Origin of the sequence: uncultured Dokdonia sp. (assembly GCF_947492815.1) — a bacterium.
Taxonomy (GTDB): Bacteria; Bacteroidota; Bacteroidia; order Flavobacteriales; family Flavobacteriaceae; genus Dokdonia.
Map to the genome: position 1 here is coordinate 48,309 of NZ_CANLOB010000021.1, position 20,793 is coordinate 69,101.

The window sequence follows — 20,793 nt, forward strand, 5'->3', positions numbered from 1 at the left end:
AATTTGAACAAATATAGACTTTTTATAGATTTATATTTTATAGAATTACAAGCTTTTCAAACTTTTCTACTCGCTTGTTAGTTAACGCAGAATTTACCGTTATCTTATATACATATACTCCTTTTCCTATCGCCTGACCAAAATCATCTAATCCATCCCACACAATATCCCTAGATAAGAAGCCTTCATTTACGACAGTTTGATTAATTGTCTTTACTACTTTTCCACTGACTGTAAATATCTGAACCTGTACATCCAAAGGTTCAAATGGTCTATTATGATTAAACCAAAACTCTGTATAATTTACAAAAGGATTAGGGTAATTTAATACATTTTCTAATTGTAATTCTCCATCACCAACCACTACAAATTGTAACTCTGCTCTAGACGAATTATTATACACATCCCATGCTATAAAAGTAAGTGTATGCAATCCTTCTTCTAAATCTCTAAGTCTTCTCGTTGCAGTTCCTCTAGTAAAATCATCGACTTCTGTTTCATAAAAGTCATTCATAATAAGAGGATTTGTCTCATCACCATCTATAATCGCAATAATATCATGACCAATTCCTCCAGCGGTATTAATACCATTTTCATCTTCTAGTTTTGCTAGTATTATAGGAGAATCATCTGTGATACCTCCATTTACAAAACTCTCATCATTCATAAACAATCGAATACGAGGCCCTAAATTATCTGGCGGTGCATCTTCATTAAGTCCTCCTATAATAATATCTCTATTAACACCAGCTTGATCTTCTAAAACGCCTAATCGTTCTGAATAAAAATTTAATCGTCCTTCTCCTAAAGGAATCGCTGTATCTCGTGGCATTATGAATTCAAACTCAAACTGCCCATTTACAACAGATGCTTGCCCTCTATATAAAACAGCTCCTAAAGTTTTAAAATCTAAAATACCTAATTCTCCATTTACGATAGTACCATCATTTCCTAATGTTTGGCGTTGTACATCTTTATCGTATAGGGTTACTGCTAGTGTCCCTGTATAATTAGAAATTACTTGCCCTAATTCACTAGTCACTACACCATTTATTTTTACACGATCTAACGCACGTAATGTTGGCAATTCTTGAGTAACAGGAATATCATTTACAGCCGTTAAACGAACATCGGGTCTTGGAAATGCTAGTCGCATAGCAGGATCGCCTAAAAAGAAAATTACCCTACGTTGACTATTTTCTACTTCATTTTTTGCCAGCCTTACATGCTCAGCGACGCTTACAAGTTCAGTATCATTAAAGCCAAAAATTTCTTCTGCAATTTCATCATTAAACTCTAATCCTACACTCACAAAAATTTCTCTTGTCGTTGCTACCATAGCAACCGCACCTCCATCTGCACTCCAAATAAAACCTTCACCGCCTGTAGGTCGTAACGGGTTGTCAAATTTTGTAAACTCACATGTTACCGTAACCAATAGAGGAAGTCGTTCATCATTAGCAAGGGCATCTACCTCGTTTTGTGTAATAATGGCTTCTGAAGCTAAAAGCTCTTCTCCCCCATGCCCTAAATATGTTACTACCAAAGACCCTAGCTCTAAGGCATTAGAAATAGTTTCATTTACTTGAGGATATCGGTCTCCACCCGCAGAGGATTGTTGTTGGAATGCATCACTATATATTTTTATCACATTCGTAGAAGGCCGCTGATTCTCAATTTCATCACTTAGTGCATCTAGATTGACCTGCAATCCAAAGTGTCCCGTTGAAGGCTCATCTGCATCATCAGCAATCATCACTAAATTGTTACGCCAGCGTCCATAAGATTCTCTCGAATCATAGTTTATAATTTTATCAACTAATGTAGTTGCAAGCGATGGTGTATCTGCTAAAATACGCCCCACAGCAATATCTAATCGATCGTTTGCACCAGAAGGATTCGTATTGCCACCTCCAGAATTTTCAACAAATCCTTCATTAGGATCCATAAACCCAAAGAAATCATCAGACATAATAGATTGGGCCAAACTAAAACTCTGTTGTGTTTGAAACGTGGGTACTATATTATTATTACCAAAAAGTCGGTCCTTATAATCTACCGAGGCATCTCCAAATAAACATACGTATTTAAGTCTATTTGCATCTGAAGATGCATTATCATACACATACTTTACAAGATTACGTATCGCTCCTATATCCTGACTACCACTTCCAAACTCCTCATATATTTCATTAAGCGTCACCACTTTTACATTCAACCCTCTAAAAGTTCTATTATGCGCTGCTAAACGTTCTGCTTGTGGTCGTAATAAATCACCTGTTATCATAATGTAATCTACATCCTGAAAATTACCACTATCATCTTGGAAGATGGTTCCTTTTAAATTTTGATTTGCAACTCTTGTATTATTACTCTCTCTAAAAGGCGTAAAATAATCTGAAGGTGTTACCGCAACAAAATGACGCAATGTCCCTAAGGGACTTTTAAAACTAATTTCTCCTTGCCCTCCTTCATTAATAGTCGTTGTGATAGAAGTTTGATCAGTCACGTCCCAAATTTGGGTATACTCACTAGCATTCGTAAAAACATATTCTCCTAAACCACTTAAGGTTGCTGCCTCATTCTTTTTAAAATTAATTTGTTCTCCTGTCCCTTGAAGTTGTCTAGGTACATCCAAACTTATAAAATCTAAATATCCTAAACTAGAAGGATTTCCACCATTATTATAAGTAATTGTTATCGTTACCTCAGGACTAGATATAGGAATATCTACCTCAAAATCTCTACCTGTAGCTAGACTTATATTATTTACAGGTAATAAAATTGCTGTCCCTACAGACGAACCATTGACTGCGATTTCAAAAGATGTTTGAGATTCTGAAGCAGCCGCCAAGCGTACTTTTAAATTAGCCGTTTGACTGGAAACAATATTTGGAAAATTAAAGTCAAAAGTTTGTTCGTTTTCAATATTAAATTGCTCTCCAAACCATCTACGACCTACCAATACAATGTTTTCAAGATCTTCTTCGTGAAATTGGTAATCTTCAAATGTAGTAAATGTTGTCGTTGGAATTCCTGGAGGTTGACTCATGGGTTGTACTCGTAAGCCTTCATTACCTCCTGCTGTCACATAATAATAAGATCTATCTGAATACGGATTTATATTCGTATTTAATTCTTCATGAAATGTTCGAGCACTTTCTCCAAAAAACAGAATATGATCATTTCCAGTAAATGATCCATCTTCACCTCCTACTACTTGTATCGGAATTTCTCTTAAATCAAATACCTCATCACCATTATCGCTATTACGGAGTGGCAAAGGAGAACCTCCTAATCCATAGACTTTAATTGTTTGAGGATCGATACCATCTAAAGACATCCCCATACTTTGAAGAAAGTTTCGAGTCACTTGATGCACGCCCGTTTCCTCTACATAAAATTTATAATAATCGCCACTCGCTAATATTGAATTTGTAATAGGTATGGACGATCTTGAATTATACGCTTTCGCGAAAGCGTATACAACTCTAGCACTTTTGATACGTTTATACTGTCCGTTTTGAACTACAAAAGGTGTTACATTTAAAAGTGCATGATATTTTTCTCTGGCTTTTCCTGTTTGTATCGTATAAGAAACATCTGATGAAAGTATGTCCTTATTTAATTTAGACAATTGAGAAGCCGGCAAAGATTCATATACAATATCTTCCAGACGTATACTTGTTTCTAATATAGGCTGGTTCACTTCCCATTGGGTCATATATTGCCAAGAACCATTCTCATTTTGAGAAAGTTGAGAAGAGCTATTTAATGGCGCATTTGCATCTGTTAGCATGCTTTCCCAATCTAACGACAATCGCTTTTCTTGAGAAAAACCAAGTGAGCAAATAAAAAATAAAAGTATAGCGTAGCGTATTTTCATCATATATCGTAACGATAAATGCCAATCAATAGTATCAAAAAAGGTGATAATTTGATTATTTTTTTTTTGTTTACAATAATAAAGAATAAATACCGACGTTACTAATGAGTTGACTAAAACCACTAAAATTAAATTTGATGAGCGCTTTTAATAAATTAATATTGTCATTTTCCTGTTAATTGTTATATTGCGATCCCAAATCTACTTAAGCAAAAACCGATGAAATTAAATCTTGCTCTAAAAACCTTTGCTGTGGCCGCTGTTGCCCTAACAGTTGCTAGTTGTAGCAAATCCAACAATTATAAAGACAGTTCTCGAGGAACTGGATGGAAAATCGACGGAAAAAATGGCGGTTTCAAAGCCAATACAGATTATACTGAACAAGCTACTGGCCCTGGGTTAGTATTTGTTGAGGGTGGAACTTTTACTATGGGTAAAGTTCAAGATGACGTAATGCATGATTGGAATAACTCTCCAAATCAGCAACACGTTCAATCATTTTACATGGATGAAACTGAAGTAACTAATGTAATGTACCTAGAGTACTTAGATTGGATTAAAAAAGTTTTCCCACCAACAGACGATAATTACCGTAACATTTATTTAGGTGCTTTACCTGACACATTAGTATGGAGAAATCGTTTAGGATTTAATGAAACGATGACAGAAAACTATTTACGTCATCCAGCCTTTGCAGATTATCCTGTAGTAGGTGTAAGCTGGCTTCAAGCTGTAGAATTTTCTGATTGGAGATCAAATCGTGTAAACGAATTAATCCTTGAAGAACAAGGGTTTACTGCTCGTGGCGCAAGAAATGATGTAGAAGCTACTTCTACTTTTGATACAGAGACCTACTTAAACTCTCCTACTTTAACTTATGGAGGAAGCGATAGTCTTGCAAGAGGAGGAAGAGCGAGTGAGTCAAGAATGAAAAGAAATGATAGTACCAATATCTTTGTACAACGTAAAGATGGTATTCTATTACCAAAATACAGACTACCAACAGAAGCTGAGTGGGAATATGCTGCTTTAGGACTTTCTGAATTAAGAAGTTATAATGTATACCGAGGACGTAAAAAATATCCTTGGAATGGATCTTACACAAGATCTTCTTCTCGTCGTACACGTGGAGATCATTTAGCTAACTTTAAGCAAGCCGATGGAGATTATGGAGGAATTGCTGGTTGGTCTGATGACAATGCAGATATTACTGCTGAAGTTCAAACATATGAGCCAAATGACTTTGGATTATATGACATGGCAGGAAATGTTTCTGAGTGGGTAGCCGATGTATATCGTCCAATAGTAGATGATGAGTTTAATGACTTTAACTACTACAGAGGAAACGTTTATACTAAAAATGCTATAGACGAAGAAGGAAAAGTAAAAGTTGTAACAGTAGATTCTATCGTATATGACACATTAGCTAACGGAAAAGTTGTAGCTAGAGATCTACCAGGAGAAATACTTCAAGTACCAGTAGATGAAGATGAAACTTATTTACGTACACAATTCTCTCAAAGTGACAACCGTAACTTTAGAGATGGTGACAGAAGATCTACACGTTACTTCGAATCTTTTGATGATGATGAAGATCCTAGCGAAAGCGAAGGGAAAGTAATGTATGATGCTCCAAGACATAGAGTAACTAACGACAGTACTGGATTGCAACGTGAGTTTGATGAATCAAATAGCAGAACAACCCTTATTAATGATGAAGTTAGAGTATACAAAGGAGGATCTTGGAGAGATAGAGCATATTGGTTAGATCCTGCACAACGTCGTTTCTTACCACAAGGAATGGCTACAGATGATATCGGATTTAGATGTGCTATGTCACGTGTAGGTTCAAAATCTAAAGGTGGAAAAAGAGCTAGATAATTTTTAGCAATAAACATATTTAAAAAAGCCCTCTTGTAGGGCTTTTTTAATACCATAAATTATGAATATAGAACAACTACATCAACTTTTTTTAGAAAGTACTGGTATCTGTACCGATACTCGAAAATTAAAAAAAGGGCAATTATATTTTGCACTAAAAGGAGCCAACTTTAATGGAAATCTATTTGCAAAAAAAGCTTTAGAACAAGGAGCCACCTATGCTGTCATTGATGAAGCACAAGAAGATCTTAACGCCACTATTTTAGTGGAAGATGTTTTAAAAACACTACAGGAGCTATCTACTTATCATAGAAAGTATTTAAACATTCCTATCGTAGCACTTACCGGGAGTAATGGAAAAACTACGACTAAAGAACTTATAAACGCTGTATTATCTCAAAAATATAATACCACTGCTACGCTAGGCAACCTCAACAATCACATAGGGGTTCCACTTACATTATTATCGATGTCTAAAGAAACGGAAATTGGCATTGTAGAAATGGGTGCAAATCATCAAGGTGAGATCGCCATGTTAAGTGAAATTGCACAACCAAATTTTGGGTATATCACAAATTTTGGAAAAGCACATTTAGAAGGATTTGGTGGTGTAGAAGGAGTTATCAAAGGAAAAAGTGAATTGTATAAATACATTCATAAAACCAATGGTATTGCATTTGTAAATAAAGAAGATCCTTTACAGATAAAACAATCTACCGGTTTAACTATCAAAACATTTGGACCAAACATTGCAGATTACACTATTGCATTTAAAGAAGCATCTCCATATGTTCATTTAGAAACTAACGGTCTCACGATACAAACACAATTAACAGGTGCTTATAATGCCCTGAATATTGCCGCAGCCATTGCCATAGGCTCTTATTTTTCAATACCTATGGAAGCTATCAAAAAAGGAGTAGAAAATTACATTCCTGCTAATAATAGATCTCAAATCATAAAAAAGGAAAATAACAACACTATTATTTTAGATGCTTACAACGCAAATCCAACAAGTATGGAGGCGGCATTACTTAACTTAAGTAAACAATCATCAAAACACAAAATCGCTTTTTTAGGAGATATGTTTGAAGTTGGCAAAACCACACTTCAAGAGCATCAATATATTCTTGATTATGCAGATTCGCTCCATATTGATCAAGTATATGCCGTTGGGCCCACTTTCGGGATTTCGATTCCTAAAAATAACAAATACCATGTGTTCCTGACATATAACGCTTTCGCGAAAGCGTATAAAAGCAACAGTACCGTAGACACAACCATACTCATTAAAGGATCACGCGGCATGGCTATGGAACGTGTCTTAGAGTTAATTTCATAAATATGTGGGTCATACTGGATTCGAACCAGTGACTTCTACCCTGTCAAGGTAACACTCTAAACCAACTGAGTTAATGACCCTTTTTGTAAAAATAAATAAAAGAAAAGGTTTTAATACCAAATGAACTTTAAAAATCTATTTAACTAAAGACACTCACAGTGTATAATGCGTTTCACTTTGATTTCTGATCGTAGTTGCTGCTTGTTCAGCTGTAATATCACGCTGTGGATTTGCAAATAACTCATAGCCTACCATAAATTTCTTAACAGTAGCAGACCGTAACAATGGCGGGTAAAATGACATATGCATATGCCATTCCGGGTGTTCTAATCCGTCTGTAGGCGCTTGATGTATTCCAGAAGAATATGGAAATGATGTTTGAAAAATATTATCATATTTAATAGTAAGCTTCTTAATAGCTTCTGCAAAACTCCATCGTTCTTCTTTTGTCAACCCTGTAACGGCAGCAACTTTTCGTTTTGGAAGGATCATCGTTTCATAAGGCCACACTGCCCAATAAGGAACCAATACGATTATATGCTCGTTTTGAAAAAGAATACGCTCTTTAGCTTCTAGTTCTTGAGAAATATAATCTCCCAAAAGAGATTTTCCATTTTCTTCCCAATAAGCTAACTGCCTATCTGTTTTTTTGACGACTTCTTCAGGAATTGTACTCTGTGACCAAATTTGCCCATGCGGATGCGGATTACTACACCCCATAATAGCGCCTTTATTTTCAAATATTTGCACATAATTAATCGCTGGATTTGCGCCTAGGCTTCTATATTCATCTTGCCATAGAGCGACCACTTTATCTATATCAAGAACAGTCATCAACGGAAGTGTCAAAGAATGATTTTCTGAAAAGCAAACTACCTTGCATATACCTTGTTCTCCTTTGGCAAGTAACAAACCGTCTTGAGTTTGCGCAGTCGTAGTTTCAGAGAGTAAGGCTGCAAAATCATTGGTAAATACATAAGGCGCCTTATAATCTGGATTAACAGCACCTCCTGCTCTTTCGTTACCTGGACATAAATAACAATGCTCATCATATGTGATGGTCTCTAAGGAAGATGGCGCTTCATTCTTTCCTTGCCAAGGTCGTTTAGTTCTATGAGGAGACACCAAAATCCATTCTCCAGTTAATATATTAAATCTTCTATGTGGATACTCTTGCAAAGATGTCATACTATGAATAAATTGATGTTCCTTGACTAGGAACTGTTACAAATGAAGTTAAGTCTATATCAAACTCTTTTTTATATGCTATTGATGCATCTGTAATAAATTTTTCTACCGCATTTTTATGAATTAAATTAATCGTACAACCACCAAAGCCCCCTCCCATCATTCGGGCGCCAAGTACCTGATCATATCCTTTTGAAAAATCTACCAAAAAATCTAATTCAGGGCAACTGACTTCATATTGATGTTGCAATCCAAAATGAGAGGCATACATCAAATTTCCAAATTGCTTCAAATTTCCTTCTTTTAAATAATCAACAGCTTCTAAAACTCGCTGATTTTCTTGTAGAACGTATGTTGCTCTTTGAAAATGAACGTCAGATAATTGACTTTCATAGTCTTTTAATTGTAAAAGCGTGATATCCCGTAATGAAGTGATATTAGCATTATCCTTCTGCATCATGCTCACAACCTCCTCACATTCTTCCCTACGTGTATTATACTCACTAGAAGCTAGATTATGAGACACATTTGTATTTAAAAGTAGTACAACATAAGGATCAAAATCTACATCTATATACGTATGCTGGTTCGTTAAGCAATCTAAAAGCAAGACAGTACTTTCTTTACTTTTCATCACAGCATACTGATCCATGATACCGCATTTAGTCCCTACAAAATTATGCTCAGCTCTTTGTGACAACTGCACCATTTGCAACGTAGATACGTTTAATTCAAAAAGTGCATTTAATCCATAAGCTATACCACATTCTAAAGCTGCAGAAGAGCTAACACCACTCCCTAATGGAAGATCGCTATCTATAAGACAGTCAAAGGCACCTATACCATTAGTTATTTTTTGTATTTCTGCGACAACACCTACGATAAAATTTTCCCAAGTAGCTTCTCTAATCTCTACCTTATCTATATCGAAAGTAAAAAGCGCTTGATATGTAGTGCTCAATACAGTACATTGCGTAGCAGAGGATGCCTTTTGAAAAGAAAGTGTAATTTTCTTATCAATAGCCGTTGGAAGTACAAAACCATTATTATAATCTGTATGTTCTCCAATAAAGTTGATCCTGCCGGGTGATATGACTTTTAATTGACTCTTAAAAGAATTCAGAAAAGATGTAATCTGTGTACTCATCATAATAATAAATCTATGCTACTCTGGTCTACTCGCAAAAATAACAAACCTGTCATTAAAATCTAATAAACTTGAAACATTATTAATTTTCAATATAATCCAACATAGAATTTGAAGTTTATTTTGAGTTATATTTATTAAAACAATACTTTAGCAAACAAACTTATACCTTTTTTATGTCTTCGTTGTTCGAAAAAATATACGATTTACAGCACATACCTTCTATTTCTAAGCATGAACAAATTGTTCATGGGATTATGAATGCTATAGATGCTGGAGTACTCACTGTAGGAGACAAACTTCCCTCTATCAATGTAATGGTAGCCGAAATAGGGTACGCGCGTAAAACAATCGTTAAGGCATATACAGAGTTAAAAGAACGAGGACTTGTAGAATCTAAGAATTTGAAAGGCTATTTTATCATAAGTCAAGAAACAAACACCACTTTAAAAGTAGCCCTCATCTTATTTGCTTTTCATAGTTTTCAGGAAGATTTTTACAACACTTTTAGAAAGGAATTAGGTAAAAGATTTCAAATTGATATCTTTTTTCATCACAACAACCTTAGTCTTTTTAAAACAATCATGGATAATATAAGTAGAAAATATGGGGCTTATGTTATTGCACCTATACAAGACCCTGAAGTAATTCCTCTTATGGAAGCAATTTCTCCAGATCGTCTTTTAATTGTAGACAGGTATTTAAAATTACCCCCTACATATTCCTATATTACACAAGAATTTGAAGAAATCACATATAACAAACTTGTTGAACTCGCACCTCGTCTTCAAGAATATGATAAGATGATCTTATTCTTTAAAGCTAATACAGACTTACCAAAAGGCATTCTAAAAGCATTTCAACGTTTTATCACTGATTACAATATAAAAGGAGAAGTATTTCCTGACTATAGAGCCAAACTACTCAAAAAGAGAACTGCTTTTTTTACAATTGCTGATTCAAGCTTATGGCAAATTCTAAAAGATGCTAGAAAACTGGAATATCGTATTGGGCAAGATATTGGTATACTAGCACATGACGATAATATTGTAAAAGAAATTGCCTTTGGAGGGATCTCTACGATCTCAACAGATTTTACATTGATGGCAAAAAAGGCCGCTACTTATGTAAAAGAAGGAAACCCCATTCAAGAAACCATTCCTACCTATCTAAGACAAAGAAATTCTTTGTAAAAACAAGGTATTTCCACACATTATCTTTTCTTTTTTCCTACAAAAGACAATTATTATATCCATATTTAAACATGGTTAATATTGTCATATTATCATTTTTTTAATACTTAATTATAAAAAATAGAAAAAATACTGTATTTTTGAAAAGTAGCATAGTGTATCATAGCATTAAATATGTTACAAATTAACCAAGCATGTCTAATCAATTTATAAAAACCAATTGTATGAATCTAACAAAACTCAAACCCATTGTTACGCTTCTTCTGGTCGTTATTTCTAGTTGTTTGTATGCACAGCAGACAATAACAGGAACCGTGACTGAAGAATTAGGACCATTACCTGGGGTAAATATTCTTGTGAAGGGCACTCAAAATGGAACAACTACAGATTTTGATGGTAATTATACGCTTTCAAATGTTGCAGATGACGCCATCATTATTTTCTCTTATACAGGTTTTACAACACAAGAAATCCCAGTAAATGGGCAAACTATTATTAATTTGGTAATGCAAATAGATGCCGCAGCTCTTGACGAAGTGATTGTTGTAGGATTTGGATCTCAATCTAAAAGAGATGTTACAGGTGCTATTTCACAAATAAAAACCGAAGACATTGCACAAGTTGTGACTGCAAACCCAACCTCAGCATTACAAGGTAAACTAGCCGGGGTTCAAGTTGAAACTGCTGGTGGTGCTCCTGGAAGTCCTGCTAATGTTTTTGTACGTGGTGTAAGTTCTTTAACAAATTCTGCTCCATTATATGTAGTAGACGGTACTATATCTGACAATATCAACTACTTAAACGCAAAAGACATTGTAAATATACAAGTATTAAAAGATGCAACTTCAGCTGCCATTTATGGATCTCGTGCTGCAAATGGCGTTGTTATAGTAACTACAAACAGAGGTAAAACTGATACTGCTCCTACTGTAAATATTGATATAAGAAGCGGTGTCAATGCAGTAGGAAGGACTTTAGATTTATTAAATGGACCTGAATACATTAACTTTTTGAATCAAAGACTTATTAATGATGGCCTTGAAGGAAATATTCAAGACCCAGGAATTGATACGGATTTTCAAGATCTATCTATTAACTCAGGTTTCATTCAAGATTATGGATTTAATGTATCTGGAGGTGGAGAAAATTCTAAATACTTTTTTAGCGCTAATTACTACGATGAAGAAGGATTACTTATCAGTGAAGATTTTAATCGTAAAAACATACGTTTAAATAGTGAGTTCAAATTAGGGAAATTAAAAATTCAAGAATCATTTGGTTTTTCTGAAAATCGCTTTACACGAAACAACGCCTTTGGTAACCAAGGAGGTACTGTTCCAATTATTAGAGCTGAAGCACCTGAAAATTTAGGTGGATTTGAGTCTGTAGATGGAAACATCTTTGGAGTTGGTGGTGCTAACAAGTTTGCACAAGCACAACTTGTAAATGACCAAAACACAGAGCGTAATTTCCTAGGAAATATTAATTTTTCTTATGAAATTATAGAAGGACTTACCGCCAAATTGAATATTGGTACGGAATATACCAGTTTTTACAGAAATACATTTCAGCCTATATTTAATTTAGGAGGTCCTGATGTAGATCCTGCCAATACACCGTTTGATGCAACTTTTAATTTTAATCAACTTAATGATTTAACAGAAGTTCGAGGAGAACGTTATGCTACTAATGTAGAACCAACAATTAATTACAAGAGAAGTGTTGGAGAGCATAACTTTGATGTCTTATTAGGAGGTGCTCGTCAAGACATTACCGATAATAGTATTGCTATTTATGCAGAAGGTTTACCAAGTAGTAGTATTACCAACATTGCCCAATTTACAGACAATATTGTAAATTCTGGTGGAGGACGTTTTGACAATAAACTCTTCTCAGTTTTCGGACGTATTAACTATAACTACAATAAGAAATATTTATTTACAGCTATTATACGTCGTGATAAAACTTCACTCTTTGCTGATGGATTCAACGAAGGAACCTTCCCTTCATTTTCAGCTGGATGGGTTATTAGCGATGAAGATTTCTTTAATAAAGATGGTCTTTTTACTAATTTAAAGTTAAGAGCAGGATACGGAGAATTAGGCTCACAAAATGTCCCTCCTTTTTCAAATCAATCTGTTTTAGGATCTACTTCGCCAGTAACTTTCGGAGGTGTTTCTGGACAAATACCAGGCTTTGCCATCACCTCTCTTGTAGATCCTAGTATTACTTTTGAAACATCTACTACTGTAAATATAGGAATTGACGCAGCTCTTTTAAACAATGATTTAAGATTAAGTTTAGATTATTTTAATAGAGATAATGATGACGTTTTACAAGCTGTTGCTATTCCTGATTCAAACGGATCTGTAAATCCTGTATTTCAAAATGCTTCTTCAATAAATAACAAAGGATTTGAATTTGAAGCACAATATCATTATGATAAAGGAGGAGATTTCACATTTGATATCGGATTTAATTTATCTGCGATACAAAATGAATTAACCCGCTCTCCTAACCCTATTGTTGGACCTTCTTATAATGAAGAAGGATTACGAGCAAATCGTTTTGAAGAAGGACAACCCTTAGGATTCTTTTTTGGATTTAGAACAGATGGAATTTATAATGATCAAGCAGAGATAGATAATGATCCATTTTTAGCTAATGACCCAGATCGTAGAGCTTTATTACAGCCAGGAGATTTTAGAAGGGTCGATATTAATGGAGATGGTCGCATAAATGATGAAGACCAAACATCTTTAGGTGATCCTACACCTGATTTTACATATGGTATTAACTTTGCTGCAAACTATAAAAAATGGGATTTATCGGCATTTTTTAATGGAGTACAAGGAAATGAAATCTATAATGTAACAAAGTTCTTTGGGTATTTCTTCTTAGATGATAATAAACTAGGTATTGTAAGAGACGCATTTACACCACAAAACACAAATACAAACTTACCAAGAGTATCTGTACAAGATCCCGCAGGAAATCAATTACCATCGGACTTTTTTGTTGAAGATGGTTCTTTCTTACGCCTAAAAACATTAGAAGTAGGATATAACTTTACAGACTTTATAGGAAAAGAATGGGTTTCTAATGCACGTGTTTTTGCAAACGTTCAAAATTTATTTACTATCACAAACTATTCTGGATATGACCCAGAAGTTGGATCTAACAATAATGGTTTAGGAGCCAATCGTGGTTTTTTCGGATTCAACCCTACGTTTGCATCAGACGCTGTTTTTGATAGAGGATTAGATATTAGAGCTCAACCAAGACCTAGAACATTTACAATGGGTCTACAAATGACATTTTAAAAAAATAAAAAGAATACGATATGAAAACAATTAAAAAACTATTCCCAGTTATACTACTGCTATTTGCTGTAGCATTCTATTATAGCTGTGATGAAGAAGACTTAAATATTTCAAATCCAAACAATGTAGCAGAACCTGAATTTTTTCAATCTGAAGCAGATTTTAGACTTGCTGTAAATGGTATGTACCACCCTATTACTGCTGTTTTCTTCTGGGGACGTGTTGTACACACAGGAGCTATGTTACGTTCTGATGCCTATAATGTTATCCCGTTCCAGCAAAACACCACCATGTCTACATTAGAAGGACAACCAGGCATTGCAAGATGGGCCGTAGATATGTATCCTCAATTATATCAATCTATTTCTAGAGCTAATAGAATTATTGAAGAAGATGCAGAAAATGAGGTGCTTTCTGGAGATGTTCAGAATGAAATTTTAGGACAAGCGCATTTTCAACGTGCATTTTGCAACTGGTATTTATTAAATCTCTTTGGAACAGCACCATTAGTGATGCAAATACCAGAGAATACAGATGATTTCTTCCCTCCTAATGCAACAGCTGCTATGTTTAATGAAGCAATTATCGCCGATCTAACAGAAGCAGTTAATAGATTACCTGACACCTGGGGAGCTGAAGATTTAGGACGCCCAACTAGAGGTGCTGCACTAGCATTAAGAGGAAAAACATATTTATATATGGAAGACTGGGCAAATGCCGCTGCAGATTTGACTACGGTTACTACATTAGGATATTCGCTACTTCCAAGTGTAAACTATGGAGATAATTTTTCTTCAGACTCATCACTTGAAAACAATAGTGAATCTATTTACGAGTTACAATACGTTGCACAGGACAACTTTGTATGGGGCTCAGATATTCCATTAACAGGAACACAATCTAACTGGCATATTGATTACTCACCACCACATGTAAGTTTAGATCAAGGCCATGTGATCAATCCACATATTCGTAATGTTTTTGATGCCAATGGGGATACTGTAAGACGTAATGCTACTATGGTATTTGATTACCCAGGGGCAACAGGATATGCAGGAGTACCATACCTAGAAGATTTTGCTCCTAGTATAGAAACTATAAATGCTTTAGGAGTAGAACCTATTTTTTCTGTTAAATACACAGGTATTGAATCAGGACTCTCTAGTTCTTCAATTTCTGGATTTGGAAATGACCTTGGAACAAATTGGCGTATTATACGTTATGCTGATGTACTTTTAATGCTAGCAGAAGCTCAAAACGAATTAGGAAATACAGAAGCTGCTATTGGGTTTATCAACCAAGTGCGAGACAGAGCACAAATTACAGACCTTCCTAGTGGCTTAAGTCAAAATGAGGTATTTGATGCCATTGTAGATGAGCGTATCATGGAACTTACAGGAGAAGGACATCGTTTCTTTGATATTGTAAGATGGGGAATTGCAGACGAAATCCTTGGGCAAGGATCTACCATTGCTGATGGAAATCACCCTAAATCTTTAGCAGGACCTGCTGCATTCTTTACACCAAACCAAGATGAAGTTTTATGGTTACCATTAACAGAATTGCAAGCAAACCCTAATCTAACTCAGAATCAAGGGTATTAAACAAATGATGCTTTTTAATAATAAAATTTGAATTTAGTTTGTTTTTAATTTGTCGAGCAGGTCTTATCTTGTGGTCTGCTCGACGTTAAAAATAATACCATAAACACGATACAATTTGAAAAATAGCCTGTATATTTTTCTTATCACACTATGCTTCCTTTCTTGCAAAGAAAGAGATATGAAGACACACCTGTTTTCGTACGTTTCTCCATCACATTCTCAAATAACATTTGAAAATACAATCACCGAAAATGACACTATAAATGCTATAAACTTTCAGTATTGTTATAATGGAGGTGGTGTCGGAATAGGAGATTTTAATAATGATGGCTTATCAGATATTGTATTTACAGGAAACCAAGTACCCAGCGCACTCTACCTCAACCTTGGAGAAATGAAATTTAAAGATATTACCATAGCTTCTGGCGTACTAACCAATACCTGGACTACAGGAGTAAGTATTGTAGACATCAATGCAGATGGGTATGATGATATTTATATAAATGTAGGTGGAGCCAACTGCAATAACGACTGCCCTAACCTATTATATATTAACAAAGGTATTACTTCAGAAGGTATCCCAACATTTGAAGAAAAAGCAGCAGCTTATGGACTAAATGATGGAAATTATAGTCAGCAAACACTCTTTTTTGATTACGACTCAGATCATGACTTAGATGCCTACATTGTTAGGAATGGCAACACAAAATACGGCAGAAACAACCCTATTCCTAAAGATAAATTCCCTGATCATTTAAAAGATGTATTATTAGAAAACAAATCAGAAGAAGGAAGCCCATATCCTATTTTTGAAGATGTTTCCAAGGAAAAAGGAATCACACACAAAGGCTTTGGATTAGGCATTGCTATCACCGATTACAATAATGACTTATTGCCAGACATCTATATCACAAATGATTTTATTACAAATGACGTATTATACATAAATCAAGGGGATGTTGCTGGGTACGCTTTCGCGAAAGCGGATACCGACATACTCACAACACAAACATACAACGCTATGGGGGTAGATATAGCTGACATTAATAATGATGCCTTCCCTGATATTGCTGTTGTTGATATGTTACCCAACGATTATGAGCGCCAAAAAAAGATGCTCGGTTTTAATAACTACGATAAATTCTTACTTTCCCAGCGTAATGGATATACGCCACAATATGTTCAAAACACATTGCAAATACATAATGGAGTACACCAAAACGTTGCCTTACCTGCTTCTGAAGTAGGATACAAAGCTGGCATTGCAAAAACAGATTGGAGTTGGGCACCACTCATCGCTGATTATGATAGAGACGGAAATAAAGATCTGTATATCACAAATGGATATGTAAAAGATATTACAGATTTAGATTTTATTAATTACTCAGGACAGAATAATGTCTTTGGAACTCAAGAAGCACGTGCAAAAAAACTACAGTCATTGGTAAATGAGCTACCTGGTATTTACTTACCTAACTTTATGTTTAAAAATACAGGAGACATCTCATTTGAAGATGTATCTGAACAATGGATGGCCGCTAAAGATTCGTTTTCAAATGGTGCTGCCTATGCCGATTTAGACGGAGATGGAGATTTAGATATTATCGTAAATAACATCAATGCACCCGCATTTGTACTTGAAAATCATGCAGACAAAAATGCAACAGAGTATGTTCGTATCCAGTTAAAAGGTGCCCCTAAAAACAAAGCTGCTATAGGAACAAAAATTACTATTTGGCAACAAGGCACATCCCAAACTCACTATCAATCTGTTGTAAGAGGATATCTATCTTCTGTAGAATCTACGATTACTTTTGGAATCAACACAACCCCTATAGATTCATTAGAAGTCATATGGCCAGATGGAAAAAGGTTTATGACAAAAGATATTGTTAGAAACGCAACGACTGTTTTAAGCTATCTAGACACTGCTACCAAGAAAGCACCATCAAGTACAACAACAACGATACTGCAAAAAAGAGATAGTATCCTTTCTTATAATCATACTGAAAACCCAGCAAATGATTTTATAAATCAATCATTATTACCATTACAGTTTAATGCAAATGGACCTATTATTATTTCTGGAAATATAGACGGTTTACCAGGTGATGAATTATTTATTGGGGGAAACAGCAGAACTCCAAGTCAGTTATTGAAAGAAAATAAACATGGTTCTTATGACACCATTCAGACATTTACATCAAACTCAGATGTTACTGCAGCACTCTTTGTAGATATTGATCAAGATAAGAACCTAGATTTATATATTGGCTATGGTGGTACTGACGCACGAGATATAGAGGATTATATCTTACTAAATGATGGAAAGGGAAATTTTGTAATCCCTAAAGAGGTACGATTACCTAAAATGAGAATTAACACTACAAGTGTCACTAAAGTCGATTATGACCAAGATGGAGATGATGACCTATTTGTTTCTGGAGGTGTATTAGCAGGCAATTACCCTCTTGGAATGGAAAGCTACCTTTTAGAAAACAAAAATAAGAAGTATCACATTGTAGATACAGTAAAAGCTGATAGCGGTTTTTTAAAAAATGCTACTTGGGCAGACCTTAACACAAATGGAACGAAAGAACTGATCACTGTAGGGCACTGGAATGGTATCACTTCATATACGACGCAGAAGAATAAACTAGAACAACTTCCGCTACAATTCAAAAACGAAAACGGAGAACTTATTTCTATGAACGGATGGTGGAATAGTATAGAAACTGCAGATATAGATAATGATGGAGATACAGACATCTTACTAGGAAATCAAGGGACCAATGGATTTATAAAACCTACACAAGAAGAACCCGTATATGTATATGCTAGAGATTTTGATTCTAACGGGAGTATTGATCCTGTACTTGCACAATACTTTTCAGAAAAACAAACTTCTGTATTAAAACCTATTCATACTAGAGATGATATTTTTAAGCAGTTAGTTTCATTAAAAAAGAGATATGGTACTTACAACGAATTTGCAAAAGTAGATTTTAAAACACTTTTAAAAATTAAGGATTTAGATAGAGAAACATTTAACGCGACTACTTTTGAATCTGTATATGCCGAAAATATAGGTAATAACACATTTATTGTTCATGTACTTCCTCTTGAGTGTCAGCATGCACCTATTCAGGACATTCTCATCCAAGATATTGATCAAGATGGGTATAAGGATGTTTTACTTACAGGAAATGATTACTCTGCCGAGTCTAATTATGGAAGGCACGATGCGCTGATAGGTGTATTTTTAAAAGGCGGTGAGACAGGATTCTCTGTCGTTAGAAATCAAGACAGTGGTTTTATAGTACCAAAACAGTCCAATTATATTACTACTGCAATTAGTCAAGAAAAACAGATACGCATCATAGCCACACAACACAATGACAAGGCTTGTGTATTTGAAATTAATTAAGGATAGCCCAACAATAAATGAATAATAGGCTTACATGGAAGAAGTAATTACACATCGTTTTAACATCATTAAAGACCCAGATACTTTTGATGTTACTATTACATCAAATACGAAAGAAAAAGATATAGATATATACACTATATATTTTTCGGCACATAAAGAGTTTACCCCTAAACCCGTTACCATATCCTGGAAAATCCCAGCAATAAATGTAAAAGGAGTTTGGAAACCAACATCAGATTTTTCGAAACGTATTATGGATGATTGGGAGTTAAATCATATGGAATCACGTATTTCTGTTGATGCTCCTGTGGTGTCCATTTATGGACATAATGACAAAAACACACTCACATTTGCATGCGCTGATGCTATTAATACAACATCACTAAATGCATTATATAGAGAAGAAGATAATTGTATCTATTGTCACATCACTTTATTTGCAGAAGCACATCATTCAATTACATCATATAGTACAGAGTTACGAATAGATCAAAACACGTATCATTTTTCCGAAGCTTTAAAAGGAGTAAGAACTTGGTGGGAAAATTTTGAACACCTGACACCTACTCCAACGCCAGCACTGGCAAAAAAACCTGTATATTCTACTTGGTACCAATTTCATCAAAATCTTGAGCCCGAACTCTTAATAGAAGAATGTAAACTGGCTTCAAAACTAGGATACGAGCTTATGATTCTTGATGATGGATGGCAAACTAAAGATAGTAATAGAGGATACGATTATACTGGAGATTGGGAACCTGAACGCATTCCTAATCTAGCATCATTCACCGAAGCAGTGCACGCTACAGGCATGAAACTAGCTTTATGGTATTCTGTTCCTTTTTGTGGAAAACATAGCAAAGCTTATCAAAAATTTAAAGGGAAGTTTCTGACTGAAAATCATCGATGGGCGCCTGTTTTTGACCCTAGATATCCAGAGGTAAGAACCTATCTTATAGGATTATACACAAAAGCTCTTGAAGAATGGAATTTAGATGGTTTTAAGCTAGATTTCATTGATGAGTTCAAAGCATATCCAGAAACTGTATTAACATTAGAAGACGGAAGAGATTTCTCCTCTATCAATGAAGCTGTAGATAGATTACTAACAGACGTTATTACTTCTTTGAAAGCTATAAAAAAAGACGTTGTTATTGAATTCAGACAAAAATACACAGGACCAGCAATGCGAAAATATGGTAATATGTTTAGAGCATTTGATTGCCCTGGAGATAATGCTATGAATCGCGTACGTATTGCAGATATAAAAATGATTTCTGGCGATACCGCTGTACATAGTGATATGTTTACCTATCATAAAGATGAACCTATAGAAATCAAAGCATTACAACTAGTAAATACACTTTTTGGTGTTCCTCAACTATCTATCTTACTTCAAGAAGTATCTCAAGAAGAAGCCAGTATGATAGGGTTTTATACAAAGTACTGGAATCAAAATGCAACCACATTATTAAAAGGAGATTTTACGCCACACAAACCATTAGCTAATTACCCAATTTGCGAATCCATTTTAAACGATCAACATATTATAGGTGTCTTTGATAATTATGTTGTTCCTATAACTTCAAAAGCTCCAAAAATTGATATTATAAATGGTCAATTAGAAGAATATGTCATCATAAATTGCAACCATAATTTAGGCGATTATAATATGGTCATCTATAGTTGTACAGGAAAAATAATACAAGAATCATCTATACAGCTACAAAAAGGGATTTTAAAAATAGAAGTCCCTCAAAGTGGATTAATTAAACTATCTAAGAATACTTATCTTTAAT

At 34.8% G+C, this 20,793-nt stretch carries 10 protein-coding genes and 1 tRNA gene; 7 read left to right on the forward strand and 4 right to left on the reverse strand.

Annotated features, from left to right (window positions below; genetic code table 11):
• Nucleotides 1-37 precede the first annotated feature (37 nt).
• Nucleotides 38-3,889 carry a type IX secretion system sortase PorU gene (gene porU / locus Q1A01_RS17040; protein WP_299683397.1) on the reverse strand — a complete coding sequence of 1,284 codons (3,852 nt, stop codon included), beginning with the start codon at nucleotides 3,887-3,889 and terminating at the stop codon, nucleotides 38-40.
• 216 nt (nucleotides 3,890-4,105) lie between these two features.
• Between porU and gldJ the strand changes: the two genes are divergently transcribed.
• Nucleotides 4,106-5,767, forward strand: a complete 1,662-nt coding sequence (gldJ, locus tag Q1A01_RS17045) for a gliding motility lipoprotein GldJ (protein WP_299683399.1) — start codon at nucleotides 4,106-4,108, stop codon at nucleotides 5,765-5,767.
• 61 nt (nucleotides 5,768-5,828) lie between these two features.
• Entirely contained in the window at nucleotides 5,829-7,109 is a 1,281-nt protein-coding gene (murF, locus tag Q1A01_RS17050; protein WP_299683401.1) for a UDP-N-acetylmuramoyl-tripeptide--D-alanyl-D-alanine ligase, read from the forward strand.
• A 5-nt stretch (nucleotides 7,110-7,114) separates the two neighbouring features.
• On the opposite strand, the gene Q1A01_RS17055 is transcribed toward murF, so the two are convergent.
• The 3 genes from Q1A01_RS17055 to galK all read right to left on the reverse strand — a co-directional run bounded on the left by Q1A01_RS17055 (nucleotide 7,115) and on the right by galK (nucleotide 9,447).
• A tRNA-Val gene (locus tag Q1A01_RS17055) sits at nucleotides 7,115-7,189 on the reverse strand.
• Between the two features lie 73 nt (nucleotides 7,190-7,262).
• On the reverse strand, nucleotides 7,263-8,297 hold the full coding sequence (locus Q1A01_RS17060) for a UDP-glucose--hexose-1-phosphate uridylyltransferase (protein ID WP_299683403.1): 1,035 nt from the start codon (nucleotides 8,295-8,297) through the stop codon (nucleotides 7,263-7,265).
• Nucleotide 8,298: 1 nt separating this feature from the next.
• Nucleotides 8,299-9,447 carry a galactokinase gene (gene galK / locus Q1A01_RS17065; RefSeq protein WP_299683405.1) on the reverse strand — a complete coding sequence of 383 codons (1,149 nt, stop codon included), beginning with the start codon at nucleotides 9,445-9,447 and terminating at the stop codon, nucleotides 8,299-8,301.
• 173 nt (nucleotides 9,448-9,620) lie between these two features.
• On the opposite strand from galK, the gene Q1A01_RS17070 reads away from it, so the two are divergent.
• From Q1A01_RS17070 to Q1A01_RS17090, 5 genes are all read left to right on the forward strand, one after another.
• Nucleotides 9,621-10,637: a GntR family transcriptional regulator gene (locus tag Q1A01_RS17070; protein ID WP_299683407.1), complete on the forward strand. Its 1,017-nt coding sequence runs from the start codon at nucleotides 9,621-9,623 to the stop codon at nucleotides 10,635-10,637.
• A 224-nt stretch (nucleotides 10,638-10,861) separates the two neighbouring features.
• Nucleotides 10,862-13,960: a TonB-dependent receptor gene (locus tag Q1A01_RS17075; RefSeq protein WP_299683409.1), complete on the forward strand. Its 3,099-nt coding sequence runs from the start codon at nucleotides 10,862-10,864 to the stop codon at nucleotides 13,958-13,960.
• 20 nt (nucleotides 13,961-13,980) lie between these two features.
• Nucleotides 13,981-15,564, forward strand: coding sequence for a RagB/SusD family nutrient uptake outer membrane protein (locus Q1A01_RS17080; RefSeq protein WP_299683410.1), 1,584 nt, complete (start codon nucleotides 13,981-13,983; stop codon nucleotides 15,562-15,564).
• A gap of 178 nt (nucleotides 15,565-15,742) precedes the next feature.
• Nucleotides 15,743-18,991, forward strand: a complete 3,249-nt coding sequence (locus tag Q1A01_RS17085; protein ID WP_299683411.1) for a CRTAC1 family protein — start codon at nucleotides 15,743-15,745, stop codon at nucleotides 18,989-18,991.
• A gap of 34 nt (nucleotides 18,992-19,025) precedes the next feature.
• Nucleotides 19,026-20,792 (forward strand): glycoside hydrolase family 36 protein, encoded by a 1,767-nt coding sequence (locus Q1A01_RS17090; protein ID WP_299683412.1) that lies wholly within the window; start codon nucleotides 19,026-19,028, stop codon nucleotides 20,790-20,792.
• Nucleotide 20,793 lies beyond the last annotated feature (1 nt).